Source organism: Staphylococcus sp. EZ-P03 (assembly GCF_003344575.1).
GTDB classification, from domain to species: Bacteria; Bacillota; Bacilli; order Staphylococcales; family Staphylococcaceae; genus Staphylococcus; species Staphylococcus simulans_B.
Genome location: NZ_QPMO01000015.1, coordinates 38,363 through 57,564 on the forward strand (window position 1 = coordinate 38,363; position 19,202 = coordinate 57,564).

Consider the following 19,202-nt stretch of genomic DNA (forward strand, 5'->3'; position numbering starts at 1 on the left):
TTAAACTAAATTCATTGTGATTGAACAATATTTCTTGCTGCACCTTCATCTGTAATTAAGATGGTGTTTTTAGGAGCGATAGAAAGATATGCTCTGATTGCATCTCCTTTTGAAGCACCGCCCGCTACAGCAAAAATATATTCTTTTGATACTAAATCTTCCATTTGAAGTCCTATCGTTTTCACTTTGTGAACGATATTGCCTTCATTATCGAAATAATATCCAAACGCTTCTCCTGCTGCATTGTGATGATGAAGCTTTTCAATCACACTTTTTGACGAATGGCGTCTGTTTGCCATTTTCAGCGCATCACCAATGCCGTGAACCGTTATATTGGATTGTTTGATTAAATCTAATGTGTTTCTAACAGATGGCTCTTGCAGCAACATCTCGTATGTGGATTCGCTGACATTGTCAGGAACATAGAGTGTTGTATAATCGCCGCCTGTTTGTTGTGCCATACTTGCTGCGATAGTATTGGCCTGATAAACTACGTTTTCTCCTAGTCCCCCTCTTGCTGGGACATAGAAAGTTTTAAACGGCAGTATATGCATTGATTCGCTCACAGCAGCCATTGTAGAGCCGCCAGTGATAGATACGATAGCATCATTATAAAATGTACGTTCTAACAATTGTCCTGCTTGACTGCCCATTTCTTTCTTTACAGCACTATCCATATCTGTATCACCCGGTACAACAAAAACGTTCTTGATTTGATAACGTTCTTTTACCAACTGTGCCAAATGATACCCATCAGAATACATATCGAAATAAGATTCCAACTCTTCGATCAAAGCTTCGCCTTCAGCAGTTAATTCCATGCCTGTCGGTTTTACTTTGATGAGCTCTTGCTTTTTCAAAGTGTTTGTTTCTGATCTCAATACACGCTCAGTCAAATTCATAAATTCGCTTAAACTTCTTCTTCCGACTGGCTGGTGCATCTTGATAGTAGTGAGTATAGTAAATCTTCGGTACATTTTTTCGACAAGCTCAGGAATCAATTTCTGTTGGACTTTAAGCAAGTCTTCCACTACTATTTCCTCCTCTTTTTCTTTAAGGGTCAGCATGCAACCACACTTTGACGTTTTTAGTCCCAGGTGGGACAAAAAAATAACATCTCTTACAATTGTCATAATACTATCATCTGATATAAAAAGCAAGCTTTAAGATTCACTAAGGTGAGTTGTTCAATATATTGTTGCAAACAACACTACTACCTTATCTACATTATACCCTTTTCTTCAAAGAAAAATCATCTGAAAACCTCATTTCTTTTAAATATATTTTCTGAAGCTTCTCTATTATAATGAGGTTAACAAAGGAGGGTATCTGATTGACTCATAATAACGATGATAAACCAGAAGTTATTGATCCTGATGATCCAAGATACAAAGATGATTCCTATTTTAACCGCAGTCCAGAAGAACAACAGCGTTCACGCTTTGAAAACGACAGAAAGATAAAATACTACTCCTTCGGCTGCACTCCATTTGGATGCGGATGCCTTCCAGCAGTCGCTGTCATCGCATTAATTATCACTTGGCTCATCAGCCTTATGTCTTAAATCAACTTATTTTAAATATTTAAGCAATCAAGTCACAGCTTGGTTGCTTTTTTTCTGATATATATCACATACCCGCTTCATGTCTTTCATTAATCATTACAAATATTTTCAACCATAAAAAAGACAGGAAACATCAGCTTCCTGCCTTATCATTAACTATTTACAAATTGTATTAATCATCATCTGAGCTGCTTTGGCTCGATTGACTTGAACTTGATGATTGATTAGATTGAGAACTTTGCTGCGGTGCAGATGGTTTAGGCTGTGAGCTTTGAGATTCGTTTACTGGTTTTGACTGCTGTTCTTGCCCTGGCCTGGGTTGTTGAGAGGATTGACTGCTGCGTTGGCTTTGTTCTTGTTTTGCTTGTTCTTGTGCACGTTCTCTCTGTTGTGCAGCTTCTTCTCTTTGTTTTTGAGCTTGTTCTTGTGCTTGCTTTTGTGCTTGTTTTTGTGCCTCTTCTTGTCGTTTTTGTTGTGCTTCTTGCTGTGCTTTTTGTTTTTCTTCTGCTTCTTTGCTGGCTTGTTCTCTTTGCTTTTGTGCTGCTTCTTGAGCTTTTTTCTGTTTGTCGTCTTGTTGTTTTTCAGCTTGTTTTTGTGCCGCAGCGTTTTGACGCGCTTGTTCTTGTTGGCGCTGTTGCTCGCGTTGTGCATTGATTTCATTTTGTCGCTGCTGTTCTGCAGCTTGCTGATTCGCAATTTCTTGTTGTCTTTGTTCTTCTAATTCTTGTTCGCGCTTTTGCTTTTCTTCTTCTTTCTTTTTCTTCTCAGCACGTTCTTTTTTCTCTTGTTTCTCTTTCTTTTGCTGCTGACTATAGCGTTCGCTGCTTTTTTTGTTATTATCTACAAAAGCAAATGTAGCAAACGCTAAACCAAACAATAATATTATGACGATGATAGAACTCACTATCTTTGCGAGTCTACTCATTTTATTGTTAGACATGCGCTCTCCTCTTTTCAGTCTCATTTCTTTTTCTCATATAAGTACAAGTGTGTTTTCTCACGATAATATCTATTACCCGTTTCTTGATAACTTCACTATTATTTCTTCGCTGTATTCATTTATTTATCATAACATTTTCACACAAGGGATACATCATTTTAGTTGGCAAACAATTGAAATTATATATATTGAGAATATTCACAAGTTGAAGGGATGAAACATTACAATCCAATACAAGTGATTAATGACAGTAAGATTGTTATAATAACATCATCAATCAATGGAAGAAGACAAAAATAATGGACCTATACGCTGCTCGCATAGGCCCAAAACTAAAGGGAGTCAAAATTTCACCTTCGCATGTATATTATGGGGTATACTATTTTTAATTAAGAGATGTTTAATTAATTCCGAAGGTACTTCTATTATAACTTTTCTAAAAGTGATTTAAACGAGATTATTTAGATTATCTTGACATATTAATGACTAAATATTGAATAATCATTGAATGTTTAGAATTTCTACAATCTGAACATCCGTTGTTATAATTGATGATGATTACTATTAATGAGGTGAAAGGTAATGAAGCAGTTTCTAATTACAGGCGGTACAGGTTTGGTAGGCAGTCATTTAGTTGATGCCATTCACAACACAGACTCCCACATTACGATTTTGACACGTCAAGATCGTCAGAACTTAGATGAGAAAATCACCTATATTAACTGGAACAAAGAAGGCTGGGAAGATAAAGTCCCTGATCATATTGACATCGTAATCAATTTAGCAGGTGCGACTTTAAACAAAAGATGGACAGACGAATATAAACAAACCTTAATGTTAAGCCGTATCCAAGCAACACAAGCACTATATGAACTGTTTGAGCATAAAGGGAAATTCCCGGAAATTTTATTTAATGCCAGTGCAGTCGGTTATTACAGACCTGATGTTCACCGCACTTATACTGAATTATCACAGTGTGATCCGCATGATTTCCTATCAGATATTACCTATCAATGGGAACGTTTTGCACGTAAATTCGAACAGCATCAAACACGTGTTATTATCGGCCGTTTCGGAATGGTGCTGTCAGATGAAGGCGGCGCGCTTCCGATGATGGAATTGCCTTATCGTTTTTATGCAGGCGGTAAACTCGGCACTGGTTTCCAATGGTATTCATGGATCCACATCACAGATTTAACACGTGCCATTTTATTCTTAATCAATAAAGACGAAGCTTCTGGTGTATTTAATATGACAACACCTGTCGCAGAACGCCAAAACTTATTCGGCTATACCCTTGCACGTGCAATGCATAAACCGCACGAAACATGGGTACCGAGTGCATTATTACGTCTAGTATTAGGCCAAAGAGCAACTATTATATTAGACACACAAAAAGCGATTCCTAACCGCTTAGACGCATATGGTTTCCAATTCGCCTACCCTAACTTGAAATCAGCTTTAGATAGTTTAGTTCATGAGTAAAAAGAGATATAATAGATTTGAATTGTGAGCGTTTATTTAACAAGCAGCACTCACTTAAACAAACTAAAAGCAAGATTGTTTTTGAATGAAGGTGGATCAATGGATAAAAGTAGTATGGTAACACGAATATTACTTATGATTGCTGCGATACTGTTAATCTGTATCGGCAGCTTCTCAATGACACGCGCCATCCCTTCTCTGTATATTGCATGTCTCTATCTGGTTAGCGGCATCATTATATTAGGATGGGCAGTCTACAATTTCGTTATGTATCAAAAGCAAAATAAGAAAGACACAAAAAAAGTTCCGGAGCAATAATGCCGGAACTTTCTTTATGCTTGAATATCTTATTTTTCAGGTTGCATAACTTCGTCGATTAAGCCGTATTCTTTCGCTTCATCTGCTGTTAAGAAGTTATCGCGATCAGTATCTTTTTCGATTTGTTCGATAGATTGACCTGTACGTTCAGATAAGATTTTGTTTAATTTAGCACGTGTTTTTAAGATGTGTGTAGCAGCAATTTCGATTTCAGTTGCTTGACCTTGTGCACCGCCAAGTGGTTGGTGAATCATTACTTCAGCGTTCGGTAAAGCAAAGCGTTTGCCTTTCGCACCTGCAGCAAGCAAGAATGAACCCATTGATGCTGCCATACCGATGCAGATTGTTTGTACATCAGGTTTAATGTGTTGAATTGTATCATAAATAGCGAAACCAGCTGTTACACTGCCGCCTGGTGAATTGATATAAAGATAAATATCTTTTTCAGCATCTTGTGCTTGTAAGAATAGCAATTGTGATACGATTGAGTTTGCTACGTTATCATCAATTGCTGAACCTAACATAATAATACGGTCTTTCAACAATCTTGAGTAAATGTCATAAGCACGTTCGCCGCGATTTGTTGTTTCAATTACTGTAGGAATTAAATTCATTCTATTTCCTCCTTGTACTTTTAATGAATTATCCTTATTTTAACCCAAAAGTCAAAAATGGTCAAAAATAAAACTCATACTTCTTAAATTGACTATATTGACCACTCTAACCGATAAAGGTACACTATTAATTGCATGCTAATATTTACCCCTCGTAGTGTAATGGATAACACGTAAGATTCCGGTTCTTGAAATAGGGGTTCGATTCCCTTCGAGGGGGTAACTTTAAGCCTTTAAGCACTTCGTTTAAGGGCTTTTCTTCTGTCTATTGGAAAATACAGCGTTAATTATCAGGCTGATGTACTTATTTCTCCTTGTTTTTATCCATTTATTTTGGTTTCCCTATTAACTGACCCTAATGTCTTTTAAATTTTCAAAAAAATTCTCTTTTCTAATATTTGGAAATATGTTAAAGTTTATATGTTTGATAGAAATTTATCTACATAAATTGTCAGAAATTTTTGTAAATAGAGAAAGATTTGCAACACCAGGAGGTTAATATGAAAAAAGTAATACTAGTATCAGGTTTAATGCTCTTCTCATTATTCTTTGGGGCAGGCAACTTGATCTTCCCGCCTATGCTCGGTTATACCGCGCAAAGCAATATGTGGACTGGCATGACAGGCTTTGCGATAACAGGTATTTTAATGCCTTTTATCACAGTGATTGTCATTGCCTATTATGATGGAGGCGTTGAATTTATCGGGAACCGTGTCCATCCAAAATTCGGGTTTATATTTGCTGTATGTATATATTTATCAATCGGAGCACTTTACGGTATTCCACGTGCCGCAAACGTAGCTTACGAAATCGGGGCGAAATCTATTATCCCTATCCATAATACATGGACACTAGTTGGATTCTCATTGGTTTTCTTTATCGTTGTAGGACTTATCGCCTTATATCCAACTAAAATGGTCGATAATTTAGGTAAAATTTTAACACCCGCTCTTTTAATCATTATCGGGGCATTATGTATCGGAGCGATTGTTAATCCAGAAGGTCCTGTAGGACAACCGCACGGGAAATATGAAAAAGCACCATTCGTTTCTGGTATTTTAGAAGGTTATTACACAATGGACTTAGTTGCCGCATTGGCATTCTCAGTTGTAATTGTACAAAGTTTTAAACTTGCAGGCTTAACTGACAGCAAGAAGATTGTGAAGAACGTGATACTTTCAGGCTTAATATCAGCTGTATTGTTAACAGTAATCTACTTCTCATTAGCTTACTTAGGAATTACAACGAGCAAGCCAGGCTTTGAAAACGGCGCAAGCATCTTAACATACAATTCAGTCCGCTTGTTCGGTGCGTTCGGAAACATCTTATTCGGTATGATTGTCATCTTAGCATGTTTAACAACATGTATTGGTTTAGTGAACGCAAGTGCCGCTTTCGGTATGAAGAAGTTCCCTAAAATTCCGTATAAAACATATGTCGTTTCATTTGCGTTAGTCGGTTTCTTAATATCTATTCTTGGACTGGATATGATATTACAAATCGCAGTACCATTACTAACATTTATTTATCCGATTTCAATTGTGTTAGTGTTGATTTCACTCTTCGCAATTGCTATTCCGACACACTTGAAAGTCGCTTATATCTTACCAACCATTTCAACATTGATCATTTCAGTACTTGAAATTTTCAATACCTTTAAACTTATCAAACCTTTAAATGCGGTTTACCAAAAATTACCTTTATCTGATTTAGGTCTTGCTTGGTTATTCCCATTTATCGCTTTAACACTGATTGGTATGATCATCGACTTTATACGTAATAAGAAACAGACGCAATCAAGCACAACTGCATCATAATATTCTAAAGCCTTTCCTTTTCATTAGGGAAAGGTCTTTTTTATGCTTTGGCACCTTGCTATTGTCACAATATTTCAATATCAACCCTTTCTATTTAATTCTCGATTAAATGTGTTAAAATTAACAATGCAATTTAAAGGTGAAAACAAAGGTTGTCTGAAATCAGACCTTTTTTCACTGTTTTAAACATTTTGATTCATTGATTTACAAATTTCTTATGGCATGATGATGTCATTTTTTATTTGTCTGTTTATATATTAAACCCCTATCAACTATTTAATCTATTCAAAGAAAGGGAGGTTTATCTTGAAACAACAATCATTTAATTACAACTTGATTACCACAGTCTTCTTTATCTCAGGTATTGCTGTGATGTGCAGTTTGTATTCTGCGATTCCGCTCATGCCGATTATGGGCGAAGAATTGCATCTGACTGAAAGTGCAACAACTTTAATCGGCGTTGTCTTTTCAGTTTCCTATTCTGTCAGCTGTATGTTTTACGGTATTATCGCAGATAAATTCGGAAAGAAAAAAGTCATACTCGTCGGCTTAGCCTTGCTGACATTGACCACATTAGCGATCGGCTTTATCCACAGTTTCGCTTTATTATTGATTGTACGTGTTATTCAAGGTATTGCGGCCGCTAGTTTCTCTCCAGTCTCATTAACGTATGTGACAGAAGTATTCCCGATTACTAAGCGTGTTACAGCAATCAGCTTTATCAGTACAAGTTTCATGCTTTCAGGAGTTTTAGGACAAAACTTGAGTGATATTATTGCTGCGCATACAAGTTGGCGTGTGGTTTACTTTATTCTGACAATCGTCTATTTCTTGCTTATCTTATGGATTTATAAATCCATTCCTAAAAGCCCTTATCACATGCCCGATACGAAGTTTTCGGTGTTCTTTAAAAATATGCGTCATATCTTTGACTATAAAGGCATTGTATTATGCTTCTTCGTATCACTGACAATCTTAACTTCATTCGTTTCTATGTATACACTCTTAAATGAATATCTGACTTCAAATCCGATTAATGCAGACTTAACAACGATCTCTACTGTTAAACTGTTTGGACTTATCGGTATGCTGCTGGCATTATTTGCCGGACGTCTCAGTGATCATTTAGGTGTTAAACGTATTATCTTAATCGCTTTGCTCACAGCAGGCATCTCTATGATATTCATGGGTCTGACACACAATATCTTGATTATCACTATCTTCAGTGTCATCTTTGTTGCAGGTATCGCATTTGTCATTCCTTCTGTGATTTCACAAATCGGCTTGCTTACAGTGAAAGATAAAGGTTTCTATTTATCTATCAATACCTTCATGTTATTTATCGGTACAGCGATTGCACCGGTACTTTCTATGCAGCTGATGAGTCACTTGCATTCATTTAAAATGATGTTTATCTTATTATCGCTGGTTAACTTTATCGGCTTCTTCATTGCCCTTTGGATTCCGAAGAAAAGTGTAACAGAATAGAGATAAAACCCACAAAATACCAAAAGAAGACTGCACTTTCCTGATTGTTTTCAAGGAAGTGCAGTCTTCTTTTTATGGTTTACATTTCAATATGTTCGCCGCTTCTGATTTTATCTGCGAGTTCATTTAATTTACGCAAACGATGATTCACACCTGATTTTGAAATAGTACCTGTCGACACCATTTCACCTAACTCTTTTAAAGATACATCTTGATTCTCTACACGCAGCTTTGCAATTTCTCTTAAACGGTCAGGCAGATTCTCAATACCGATTTCTTGATCAATCAGTTGAATACTTTCCACTTGTTTCATTGCGGCACTGACAGTTTTGTTCAAGTTAGCTGTTTCGCAATTCACTAAACGGTTCACTGAATTACGCATATCTCTGACAATACGCACATCTTCAAACTTCAGCATCGCTTGATAACCGCCGATTAAGCTTAGGAAATCAGAAATCTTTTCCGCTTCCTTCAAATAAACGATATTGCCTTTTTTACGTTCAAGATGCTTTGCATTCAATTCATACTCATTCATCAACGCTGTTAAGCCTTCTGAATGACTCTCATACAGCGAAAATATCTCTAAATGATAAGATGACGTTTCCGGATTATTAACAGAGCCGCCTGCTAAAAAAGCACCTCTTAAATAACTGCGTTTCATTTCATCATCACGTATCATGTCCAAATCTATCGCATGCGTAAATACGCCATCTTTTAAAATACCTAGTTCATGCAGAATTTCGCGTGATTTCACTTTCGTTCTGCAAATATAGATATTATTTTTCTTCAATTTCATTTTCTTTCTAACAAGAATCTCTACTTCAATATTAAATACTTTCTTAATCAAAGAGTAGATACGTCTGGCTGTTGTCGCATTTTCAGTTTGCACATTGATGACAAATTGCTGGTTCGACAAACTGAGCGCACCATTCATCCGTATCAATGCACTTAATTCAGCGCGCGCATTTTTATCATCGACATCTATTCTTGTCAATTCATTTTTCATGTCCGATGCAAAGCTCATGCCGTGCCATTCCTTTCGTTATTTTTTTCTTTGTTTTGGATTAAATTGGATTGTACTTGTTAAATCAAGTGCAAGTTCATAAATCATACGTGATAAACGTGTCGTATTATGACGGACTCGATTCTTATCTGAGATATGCACAAGGTCATCTGCCGTTAACGGTACAATACCAGCCGCTTCTATCTCTTCTTTATGATACTTTACCGGTTCAGCATGCTCTTTACGATAGTTCTCTAAAATTTCCTTGCTGTAGTCATGATTAATACAGCAAATCACGTAATCAATAAACTTGGTATCCATATGTCTGTGAATAGCATTTACATGATCCATCACATCAAAATGATCTGTTTCCCCATGCTGCGTCATCACATTAGAAACATAGACTTTAGGCGCCAAGCTTTCTACAATCGCTTGACCGATGCCTGGGACACACAAGTTTGAAAGCACACTAGTATAAAGCGAACCAGGTCCTAAGACTATTAAATCCGCCTCTTCTAACGCTTCTACCGCTTCTTCCATAGGCTGCACATCTGCCGGTTCGATAAAGACCCTTTTAATCGGTTTTTCGCGTTTTGGTATATTAGATTCGCCATAAACAATTTCGCCATCATCCATTTCCGCATTCAAACGAATACTGGAATTGGTTGAAGGAATCACACGGCCCTTGATATTTAAAATTTTACTCAGTTCTTTCACTGCATGACCAAAGTCATCCATAATGTTCGTCAACGCTGCGATCAGCAGATTGCCGACAGAATGGCCTTCTACTTGATTCTCTTTAAAACGATATTGGAACAGCTCCTTTAACGTCGGTTCCGTATCGCTTAATGCTGCGATAACATTTCGGATATCGCCGGGTGCCGGGATATCCATTTCACTTCTGATTTTGCCTGTACTTCCGCCATCATCCGCAACAGTCACGATTGCAGTGATATCTATCGGAAAATCTTTTAAACCACGAGCAAGGACAGATAAACCTGTGCCTCCCCCGATTAATACGATTTTAAGCTTTTTCATTTTTCTCGCCACTTTCGATATGTGCATCTCTATGATGAACGTAAACATTATAGTCGTAACTGTCGTTCAAGTCTTCAGCCAATCTTTTTGCTAAAGCTACAGAACGGTGCTGTCCTCCGGTACAACCGATAGCGATAACTAACTGCGTCTTACCTTCTTTCTTATAACCTGGAATCATAAATTTCAATAAGTCTAATAATTTATCATAGAAAATAGCAGTCTCTTGCCATTTCATCACATATTGATACACTGGATCATCGTTTCCTGTCAATGGACGCAGTGATTTCACATAGAAAGGATTCGGTAAGAAGCGCACATCAAACACTAAGTCCGCATCTTGTTGAATACCATGTTTAAAGCCGAAGCTTGTAACACTGATACTAAATGTTTCGATATCATCTCTGTTAAAGAGTTTATTTATTTTTGCACGTAATTCTTTTGGTTTTAATTCTGTAGTATCTATGACAAAGTTTGCGAAACTGCGAATTTCAGACAATGATTGACGTTCTTCTCTGATAGAGTCAATCAATGAATTCTGACCGTTGTCGCTTAATGGATGCGCACGGCGTGTTTCTTTATATCTTGAAATCAATTTAGATTCGCTGGCTTCTACAAACATAACGTCAACAATAATTTTATTCTTGCTGCGCAGTAAATCTACTTCTTTTACTAAGGATTTGAAAAATTCGCGTCCGCGTAAATCAATTGCGATTGCGACTTTTTGCAATGATGGTGTTCCTTGTTCCATCAATTCAACAAATTTCGGCAGTAAAATCGGAGGTAAATTGTCTACACAAAAATACCCTAAATCTTCTAAACTTTGAAGTACTACAGACTTACCCGCTCCTGACATACCCGTAACCACTAATAATTCACTCTTATTTACGACTTCATTTTCTTCATGTTGCATGACGACACCATCCTGTATTTAAATTCGCTCATAATATCCTTATTATAACAATAGTATCATATTCATTTCTATGTTGGACATTAATACCGTATATTATGAAAAAAGGTTTGAATATGTGCATGCAACCTAAACGCTGCATGCACTACTCAAACCTTGTTTGTGTTTTACTTATGCTTCTTCTGTTTCAGCTTCTAATTTATCTTTAATGCCTTCAATATAAGATTGCGCATTTTGAGCCGCAATACTTCCATCGCCAGTTGCTGTAACGATTTGTCTTAAACCTTTTTCGCGCACATCGCCTGCCGCAAAGACACCCGGCACTTTAGTTTCCATTTCATCGTTTGTCACGATGTAGCCTGCGTCGTTTGTGATGCCTAAATCAACGATAGGTGCTGTTAAAGGTTTCATACCGATATATACGAATACACCATCCGCATCTAATGTTTCTTCTTTACCGTCTTTAGTAGATTGTAAAGTTACTGAACCGACTTTGCCGTCTTTTTCATTAATAGATGCTAATGTGTGATCCCAAATGAAGTGCATTTTTTCGTTTTTGAATGCACGATCTTGCAAGATTTTTTGTGCACGTAATTGGTCTCTGCGGTGAACTACTGTTACGCTGTCTGCGAATTTAGTCAAGAATGTACCTTCTTCGACTGCAGAGTCTCCGCCGCCGATTACGAATAAGTTTTTGCCTTTAAAGAACGCGCCGTCACAAACTGCACAGTAACTTACACCGCGACCGCCGAGTTCTTCTTCGCCAGGCACACCGATTTTCTTATATTCTGCACCTGTCGCAATAATTACTGCGTAGGCTGTTACTGATTTATCGCCGTAAAAGACTTCTTTGATATCGCCTTTATCTTCGATGGATTTAATATCACCATATTGATATACTGCACCGAATTTTTGCGCATGATCAAACATTTTTGTAGATAAATCCGGACCAGAAATCGATTCGAATCCTGGGAAGTTTTCTACATCTTCTGTATTCGCCATTTGTCCGCCGGGTACACCGCGTTCAATCATTACAGTTTTTAAGTTCGCACGAGAAGCATATACAGCTGCAGTCATTCCTGCTGGACCTGCGCCGATAATTACAACATCATATTCAGCTTGTTGTTTCGCCATTCTTATAGCCTCCTAGTCTTTAATCAACAGTTATTATATTATACTGTGTCCTTGAAATATACTTTTATGCTCAAATTGTAAAATATACTAATTTCGCTTGCACATTATTTAAACTTCTAGAAGAATGTTAATCGATTTATTCAAACGATAAAGCGTTACCCCGAACCATTCTGCCACTTGCTTTTTGGTATAAGGGCGCTCTAAAGATTTGAAGTATAAATACACAAGCGCTGCAGTATATCCTTCCACATGGTCTAAATCATAACCATGTTCGATAATTCCTTCAGCGCGATCGATCCAATTTAAAAATAAAGGTTTTAAAAACTTTAATTCTTCATTCTCATACAAGGCTAACATGCCTCGGTGAATAAAGCCTAATTTTATCAACTTCAAATCTTTAATCAAATACGTAAGATAGAGCTTTTCATACTCTCCCATACCTTCTAGTACAGACCAGATTTCTTCTGTAATGAGCAGTTCTTTCTCATTTACTTGATCTAATAAGAAAATACCATACAGTCTTTCATGATTATCCTCACTCATCAGCAATGGCAAGATATTCGTTTTGAAGTAACCGTTCTTTTCAGACATCAGCCACGGCGGATAACCTGGATTGCCTTGTGTAATATCTTCCAGTTTCTTCCAAAACTCATGGCTTCGTTCTTGATTTCCCAGGAAATAAAAATTATAGCTGAGCGCATGAAACAGCTGCAGCGAAATAAACTTTCCTTTTCGATACAGCGGATAAAGCAGCTTTTGCGAAGCTTGATACTTCTTCAAATAGCTCAGCACAATACCCAGTTTAAAACTTTCATCATCATTCATCGGTACGACTTTTGATAAAGACTCTAAATATGTCGGATAAGCCTCATCCTTTGTATTATATAAAAGCAATGTATAGTGGCATAAAGCATGCACGTCTGTCTGATTTTCTTTCAGCAATTGTTTCAGCATCTCTCTCGCAGAATCATAATTGCCGAGATATAAATAAATCATCGCTAATAAATTACGTGTACCGTGATGTGTCTGCACATCCATATCTTGGTTCGTAATGTAGTCGCGGGCATCTTCTAATCTGCCTCTCGCAAAAAGGTGTTGGAAGATGAGCTGTACCGCAAAGACTTTGCTTTCTTGTTCAAGTTTGTCCAAGTCATCATACACGACTTCAAACATTTCTTCTAATTCTTTTCGATACGCTTCATCATTTGAAATAATAACGTAATTGATACCGAAACAAAATGCTTTGTTCGGGTCATTTAATTGAATGAACAGCTGGCTTAATTGGTAGAAAGCATCCGCAGTATGTGCATCTTTCGCAATAAAATCAAAATAATGATCAATGACTTGTTTGCCTTGGCCCATTTCAGTCAGTGCTGTTGTATAGTCTTTCAGAGCTTCAAAGTCAGAAGGTGACAATTCAAGGACTTTTCTATAATGTTCTGCAGCTTTATGGTAATCGCGGTGTTTTAATTTCGAGTCAGCCAGCTTCTTGAAGAAAGACGCATCTTGCGTCATAGGTATTACGTTTTTATGCGGTTCTTGTACCATGGATTGCCCCTCCTTTCTCATTATTTTCTAATCTGCATCGGATTGCCGTAGGCAAGTGCACCATCAGGCACATCTTTGTTTACGACTGTACCTGCACCGATACGCACATAATCTCCGATTGTTACGCCAGGCAAAATTGTCACATTGGCACCTACTAATGTGTGGTTGCCGATAATCACTTTTCCTACACGCCATTCTGTCACTAAAAATTCGTGTGTCAATATTGTTGTATTATACCCTATCACACAATTATCTCCAATACGAATTAAATGCGGATAAATCACATCCGGCATCACTTTATACGCAAAAGCTGTATGTTTGCCGACTTGCATGCCTAAACAAGCACGGTAAATCCATCGTTTTAATCTCAACGATGGCATGAACCGTGCTAATTCAATGAACAATGTTTGTTTAAACAGCTTTGTGAATTTAATGAAATGATACATTCTCCATAATGGATTGATATGTGTCGCTTTATCTTCTATTTTTTGATAACGCCTCATTGAATCCCCTCTTTATTTCGGCCATGAAAGATTTCCGGCATCTTTGAATTTCGGCTGTCGGCTTTTATATCTGCGGTAAATAATCATCACTACGCTGATAATAATCAAAACAATCGACATGACTTGTGCGACTCTGATATTGCTCGTTAACATCAAACTATCTGTACGCATGCCTTCCACGAAGAATCTTCCGATAGAATACCAGATTAAGTATAAGAAGAACGTTTCTCCGATACGCAAATGTTTGCGCAAGAACAGCAATAACGCAAAACCAATCACATCCCAAATCGATTCATATAAAAATGTAGGCTGGTAATATTTGCCGTCAATGTACATGTTATCAATGATGAATCTTGGAATATGCAGGCTTTCTAAAAATGATTGCGACACTGGACCGCCATGTGCTTCATGGTTCATAAAGTTGCCCCAGCGTCCGATACCTTGCGCTAAGATAATACTCGGCGCAACGATATCGCCGATCTGCCATGGATTATGGTTATTCATTTTACATACGATAACCCCTGTAATGAAGCCGCCGATCAAGCCGCCGTGAATCGCAATACCCCCATGCCAAATCATCGGTATTTCAGCGGGATGTGCTGCGTAATACGGCCATTGGAAAATCACAAAGTAGATTCTCGCCGCTATGAACCCGAAAATCGCACTCCAAAAGATGATATCAATCAATGCGTCTTTATGCAGGCCCACTCTTTTTGCGGTTGCTTGTGCAATAAAGTATCCTAATAAAATTCCGAATGCAATGATAATCCCATACCAGCGCACGGAGATAGGACCTAGATTAAAAGCCACCGGATCAATATAACCAAAGTTAAAAAACATAATTGCTTACTCCTCTTTATGTTCGTTTTTTCTTAGTATTTCAGCATTTAATCGTTCGTTAAACTCTTCAGCAGTATTAATACCCATAATATTCAAACGGTAGTTCATTGCTGCGACTTCAATAATAACTGCCACATTTCTTCCTGGTCGTACCGGAATGGTTTTCTTAGTGATTTCAGTATCCAAAATACGCAAGGTTTCTTCATTCAAACCGACACGGTCATATAACTTATCTTTATCCCAGTTTTCTAAGTTGATATTCAAACCGATTTTCTTTTCGGTCAAGATAGACCCTGCACCGAACAGTGTCATCACGTTGATAATACCGAGTCCTCTGATTTCTAATAAATGCTCAATCAATTTCGGCGGTTTGCCGATAAGTTCATCTTTGGTGATTTCGCGGATTTCCACGTTATCATCTGCAACTAATCGGTGGCCGCGTTTAACTAATTCTAAAGCAGTTTCGCTTTTACCGATACCAGAATCACCAGTAATTAAAACACCGACACCATACACATCCACTAATACACCATGCAAAGATGTTGTTTTAGCAAGTTCATGTTCTAAATATGTAGTTAATCGACTCATTAAACTTGTTGTCGCATCTTTAGATGTAAGTAAAGGTGTTCCGAGTTCTTTCGCCGCATTGACTAACTCTTCTGGAGGCTCAATCCCTCTTGTCACAATAATTGCAGGTGTATCAGGGCGGCATAATTTGCGTAATCTGCCATGTCTTTCTTTATCAGGCAATAGATTATAAAATGACAGTTCTGTTGTTCCTAATAACTGGATACGATCTGATGCATAATGCGAAAAGTATCCTGCCATTTCTAATCCTGGTCTTGAAATATCTGTATTATGGATTGGTCGATCCAATCCTTCTTCTCCGGCTGCTAAATTCAATTTAAATCTGTTTACTAAAGCTCTAGCACTTAACATATTTTCACCTCAATCGTCATTCTTCTTTCTATGCTTACTACTATCATATCAAAAAAGAATGCGAAAACGTTATTGGTATTACTACTTAAATTCCCTACCTATTTTATCATTTCTCATGATGATTCAAAAATCAAATTTTAACACTGCTTTTCGCTTCAAATATGTGAAAAAACGGTATTTTACCCTATTTAAGGCAAAATACCGTTTACTTCATGTTTATACATTTTGAGGAGTATCTCGTTCTAATACTGTTTTCAAATATTTTCCGGTATAAGAATCTTTTGATGCTGCGATTTCTTCAGGTGTACCTGTTGCGACAATCGTACCGCCGCCGTCGCCGCCTTCAGGTCCTAAATCTATCAGATAATCTGCAGTTTTAATGACATCTAAGTTGTGTTCGATAATCACAACAGTGTCGCCGTTATCTACAATACGATTCAATACTTTCAAGAGACGATTGATATCGTCCACATGCAAGCCTGTTGTCGGTTCGTCTAAAATATAAATCGAGCGTCCTGTAGAACGTTTATGCAGCTCTGAAGCCAATTTTACACGCTGTGCTTCACCGCCGGATAATGTTGTCGCAGGTTGGCCTAAACGCACATAACCTAATCCCACATCAACAAGTGTTTGCAGTTTGCGTTTGATTTTAGGGATATTTTCAAAGAAGTGTGTCGCTTCTTCTGCAGTCATATCCAATACTTCTGCGATGTTTTTACCTTTGTAAGTGACTTCTAATGTTTCACGGTTGTAGCGGTTACCGCCGCAAACTTCGCAAGGAACATAAACATCCGGCAAGAAGTGCATTTCGATTTTAATAATACCGTCGCCTTTACAAGCTTCGCAGCGTCCGCCTTTAACGTTGAAGCTGAAACGTCCTTTTTGGTACCCTCTGATTTTCGCTTCGTTCGTTGACGCAAAGACATCTCGGATATCATCAAAGACACCTGTATAAGTCGCAGGGTTGGAACGCGGTGTACGTCCGATTGGAGATTGGTCGATATCAATGACTTTATCTAATTGATCGATACCTTCAATCTCATCTACCTTGCCGGGTCTTGCTTTGGCACGGTTGATTTTTTGCGCTAGTGTTTTATACAGTACTTCATTTACTAATGAACTTTTACCTGAACCTGATACACCAGTCACAACTGTCATAGTAGATAACGGGAAGTCCACATCTACATTTTTCAAGTTGTTGCTTTGCGCCCCGTGTACTTTTAATTTGCGGTCTGTAACCGGTCTGCGGTATTCAGGCACTTCAATACGTTTTTTGCCGCTGAGGTATTGGCCTGTCAATGATTTAGAATTGCGCATCACTTGTTTAGGTGTGCCCGCTGCGACAATTTCACCGCCGTGTTCGCCTGCACCCGGTCCTACATCGACAAGATAATCCGCTTCTCTCATCGTATCATCATCATGTTCTACAACTATCAGTGTATTGCCTAAATCACGCATCTCTTTCAATGTATTGATTAAGCGGTCATTGTCTCTCTGATGGAGCCCGATAGACGGTTCATCCAAGACATACAATACACCAGACAATCTCGAACCGATTTGTGTAGCTAAACGGATACGTTGTGCTTCACCGCCGGATAGCGTACCTGATGAACGATTCAATGTCAGATAATCCAAGCCTACGTTATTTAAGAAATAAAGTCTTGAAATAATTTCTTTTAAGATCAAGTCTGCGATTTTACGGTCTTGGCTGGATAAATCGATATTTTCAAAGAAATGGAGTGCTTCTTTAATAGAGTATTCAACCACTTCTCCGATATTCAAGCCGGGTACATAGACAGACAGTGCTTCTTGGCTTAAACGTTTGCCGTGGCACGTTTCACATGGCAGTTCTGTCATATATTTCTGCATCATTTCGCGTACATATTCTGATGGCGATTCATGATAACGGCGTTCGATATTCGGAATCACACCTTCGAATTCCATCGTTCTTGTACGTGTCGTTCCGTTTTTCTGTCCGAAAGTAAATGTAATTTCTTTACCTTTAGAGCCATATAAAATAATATCTTTTTGACGTTCTGTCAGTTTTTTGAACGGTTTATCCATATTGATTTTATATACTTCAGCTACACGTTTTAACAATGTAGGATAGAAGTCAGAGCTTTTCGGTTCCCAAGGCACAATTGCACCTTCGCTTAATGACTTATTCGGATCTGGAATCACTAAATCAATATCCACTTTCAGCTTTTGGCCCAGCCCGTCACATGTCGGACAAGCTCCGAACGGACTGTTGAAACTGAACATACGCGGTTCAAGTTCTCCGATACTGAATCCGCAAATCGGACATGCATGATTTTCAGAGAACTTCATTTCTTCGCCGTCAATGACATCTACTGTTAAATTGCCTTCTGCTAATTCTAAAGCCGTCTCAATTGAGTCTGCTAAACGTGTTTCAATGCCTTCTTTAACAACAAGACGATCCACCACAACTTCAATTGTGTGATTTTTATTTTTGTCTAATTCCGGCACATCATTAATATCTCTGATTTCGCCATCTACTCTGACACGCACATAACCTTTTTTACTGATGTCTTGAAGCAGTTTTTCATGCGAACCTTTGCGGTGATTTACAATCGGTGCCATGAGTTGGATTTTAGTACGTTCTTCTAGTTCTAAAATACGGTCTGCCATTTGCTGAACAGTTTGCGATTCGATTTCGATGCCGTGATGCGGACAAAATGCTTTGCCGACACGTGCATACAACAAACGAATATAGTCATAAATCTCTGTGACTGTCGCTACAGTCGATCTCGGGTTTTTGCTTGTTGTCTTCTGGTCGATTGAAATCGCTGGAGATAAACCTTCAATCGTATCTACATCCGGCTTATCCATTTGTCCTAAGAATTGACGTGCATAAGCACTTAAGGATTCTACATAACGTCTTTGCCCTTCCGCATAGATAGTATCGAATGCTAAGGAAGACTTACCAGAACCTGATAAGCCTGTCATGACAATCAATTTATTTTTCGGCAGTTCCACATTCACATTCTTTAAGTTATTCTCACGTGCACCTTTTACAACAATTGATGGATCTTTCTTACTCACC

At 38.0% G+C, this 19,202-nt stretch carries 17 protein-coding genes and 1 tRNA gene; 6 read left to right on the forward strand and 12 right to left on the reverse strand.

The features are described 5' to 3' along the window. Positions 1-11: 11 nt before the first annotated feature. Positions 12-1,031, reverse strand: a complete 1,020-nt coding sequence (locus DVJ99_RS07865; RefSeq protein ID WP_114603800.1) for a sugar-binding transcriptional regulator — start codon at positions 1,029-1,031, stop codon at positions 12-14. Between the two features lie 302 nt (positions 1,032-1,333). On the opposite strand from DVJ99_RS07865, the gene DVJ99_RS07870 reads away from it, so the two are divergent. Beyond that, positions 1,334-1,564, forward strand: coding sequence for a hypothetical protein (locus DVJ99_RS07870; RefSeq protein ID WP_114603801.1), 231 nt, complete (start codon positions 1,334-1,336; stop codon positions 1,562-1,564). A gap of 172 nt (positions 1,565-1,736) precedes the next feature. Here the strand turns inward: DVJ99_RS07870 and DVJ99_RS07875 are convergent, their stop codons facing one another. Continuing rightward, positions 1,737-2,504, reverse strand: a complete 768-nt coding sequence (locus DVJ99_RS07875) for a hypothetical protein (RefSeq protein ID WP_114603802.1) — start codon at positions 2,502-2,504, stop codon at positions 1,737-1,739. 582 nt (positions 2,505-3,086) lie between these two features. Here DVJ99_RS07875 and DVJ99_RS07880 point away from each other — a divergent pair. Further along, positions 3,087-3,989, forward strand: coding sequence for a TIGR01777 family oxidoreductase (locus DVJ99_RS07880; protein WP_114603803.1), 903 nt, complete (start codon positions 3,087-3,089; stop codon positions 3,987-3,989). Positions 3,990-4,088: 99 nt separating this feature from the next. Beyond that, on the forward strand, positions 4,089-4,307 hold the full coding sequence (locus tag DVJ99_RS07885; protein WP_114603804.1) for a hypothetical protein: 219 nt from the start codon (positions 4,089-4,091) through the stop codon (positions 4,305-4,307). Between the two features lie 29 nt (positions 4,308-4,336). Here the strand turns inward: DVJ99_RS07885 and clpP are convergent, their stop codons facing one another. Then, positions 4,337-4,921: an ATP-dependent Clp endopeptidase proteolytic subunit ClpP gene (clpP, locus tag DVJ99_RS07890; protein ID WP_002481561.1), complete on the reverse strand. Its 585-nt coding sequence runs from the start codon at positions 4,919-4,921 to the stop codon at positions 4,337-4,339. A 148-nt stretch (positions 4,922-5,069) separates the two neighbouring features. Between clpP and DVJ99_RS07895 the strand changes: the two genes are divergently transcribed. The 3 genes from DVJ99_RS07895 to DVJ99_RS07905 all read left to right on the forward strand — a co-directional run bounded on the left by DVJ99_RS07895 (position 5,070) and on the right by DVJ99_RS07905 (position 8,226). Then, a tRNA-Arg gene (locus DVJ99_RS07895) sits at positions 5,070-5,141 on the forward strand. A gap of 280 nt (positions 5,142-5,421) precedes the next feature. After that, a complete protein-coding gene (brnQ, locus tag DVJ99_RS07900; protein WP_114603805.1) occupies positions 5,422-6,738 on the forward strand; it encodes a branched-chain amino acid transport system II carrier protein in 1,317 nt (438 codons plus the stop codon). A 306-nt stretch (positions 6,739-7,044) separates the two neighbouring features. Continuing rightward, the gene (locus DVJ99_RS07905; protein WP_114603806.1) at positions 7,045-8,226 is read left to right on the forward strand and encodes an MFS transporter; all 1,182 of its coding nucleotides are present in this window, start codon (positions 7,045-7,047) and stop codon (positions 8,224-8,226) included. 79 nt (positions 8,227-8,305) lie between these two features. On the opposite strand, the gene whiA is transcribed toward DVJ99_RS07905, so the two are convergent. The 9 genes from whiA to uvrA form a co-directional block, all read right to left on the reverse strand. Then, positions 8,306-9,250, reverse strand: a complete 945-nt coding sequence (whiA, locus tag DVJ99_RS07910) for a DNA-binding protein WhiA (RefSeq protein ID WP_105993577.1) — start codon at positions 9,248-9,250, stop codon at positions 8,306-8,308. Between the two features lie 18 nt (positions 9,251-9,268). Next, positions 9,269-10,267, reverse strand: coding sequence for a gluconeogenesis factor YvcK family protein (locus DVJ99_RS07915; RefSeq protein WP_105993576.1), 999 nt, complete (start codon positions 10,265-10,267; stop codon positions 9,269-9,271). Next, on the reverse strand, positions 10,254-11,177 hold the full coding sequence (gene rapZ / locus DVJ99_RS07920; protein ID WP_105993575.1) for an RNase adapter RapZ: 924 nt from the start codon (positions 11,175-11,177) through the stop codon (positions 10,254-10,256). Before rapZ ends, DVJ99_RS07915 begins: the two co-directional genes overlap by 14 nt. A gap of 168 nt (positions 11,178-11,345) precedes the next feature. Continuing rightward, positions 11,346-12,308 (reverse strand): thioredoxin-disulfide reductase, encoded by a 963-nt coding sequence (gene trxB, locus DVJ99_RS07925; protein WP_114603807.1) that lies wholly within the window; start codon positions 12,306-12,308, stop codon positions 11,346-11,348. A gap of 108 nt (positions 12,309-12,416) precedes the next feature. Beyond that, positions 12,417-13,856, reverse strand: coding sequence for a tetratricopeptide repeat protein (locus tag DVJ99_RS07930; protein ID WP_114603808.1), 1,440 nt, complete (start codon positions 13,854-13,856; stop codon positions 12,417-12,419). Between the two features lie 20 nt (positions 13,857-13,876). Next, on the reverse strand, positions 13,877-14,359 hold the full coding sequence (locus tag DVJ99_RS07935) for an acyltransferase (RefSeq protein ID WP_114603809.1): 483 nt from the start codon (positions 14,357-14,359) through the stop codon (positions 13,877-13,879). Positions 14,360-14,371: 12 nt separating this feature from the next. Then, entirely contained in the window at positions 14,372-15,199 is an 828-nt protein-coding gene (gene lgt, locus DVJ99_RS07940; RefSeq protein WP_114603810.1) for a prolipoprotein diacylglyceryl transferase, read from the reverse strand. Positions 15,200-15,205: 6 nt separating this feature from the next. Continuing rightward, the gene (gene hprK, locus DVJ99_RS07945) at positions 15,206-16,138 is read right to left on the reverse strand and encodes an HPr(Ser) kinase/phosphatase (protein WP_105993570.1); all 933 of its coding nucleotides are present in this window, start codon (positions 16,136-16,138) and stop codon (positions 15,206-15,208) included. Between the two features lie 216 nt (positions 16,139-16,354). Further along, positions 16,355-19,201, reverse strand: a complete 2,847-nt coding sequence (gene uvrA / locus DVJ99_RS07950; RefSeq protein WP_114603811.1) for an excinuclease ABC subunit UvrA — start codon at positions 19,199-19,201, stop codon at positions 16,355-16,357. Position 19,202 lies beyond the last annotated feature (1 nt).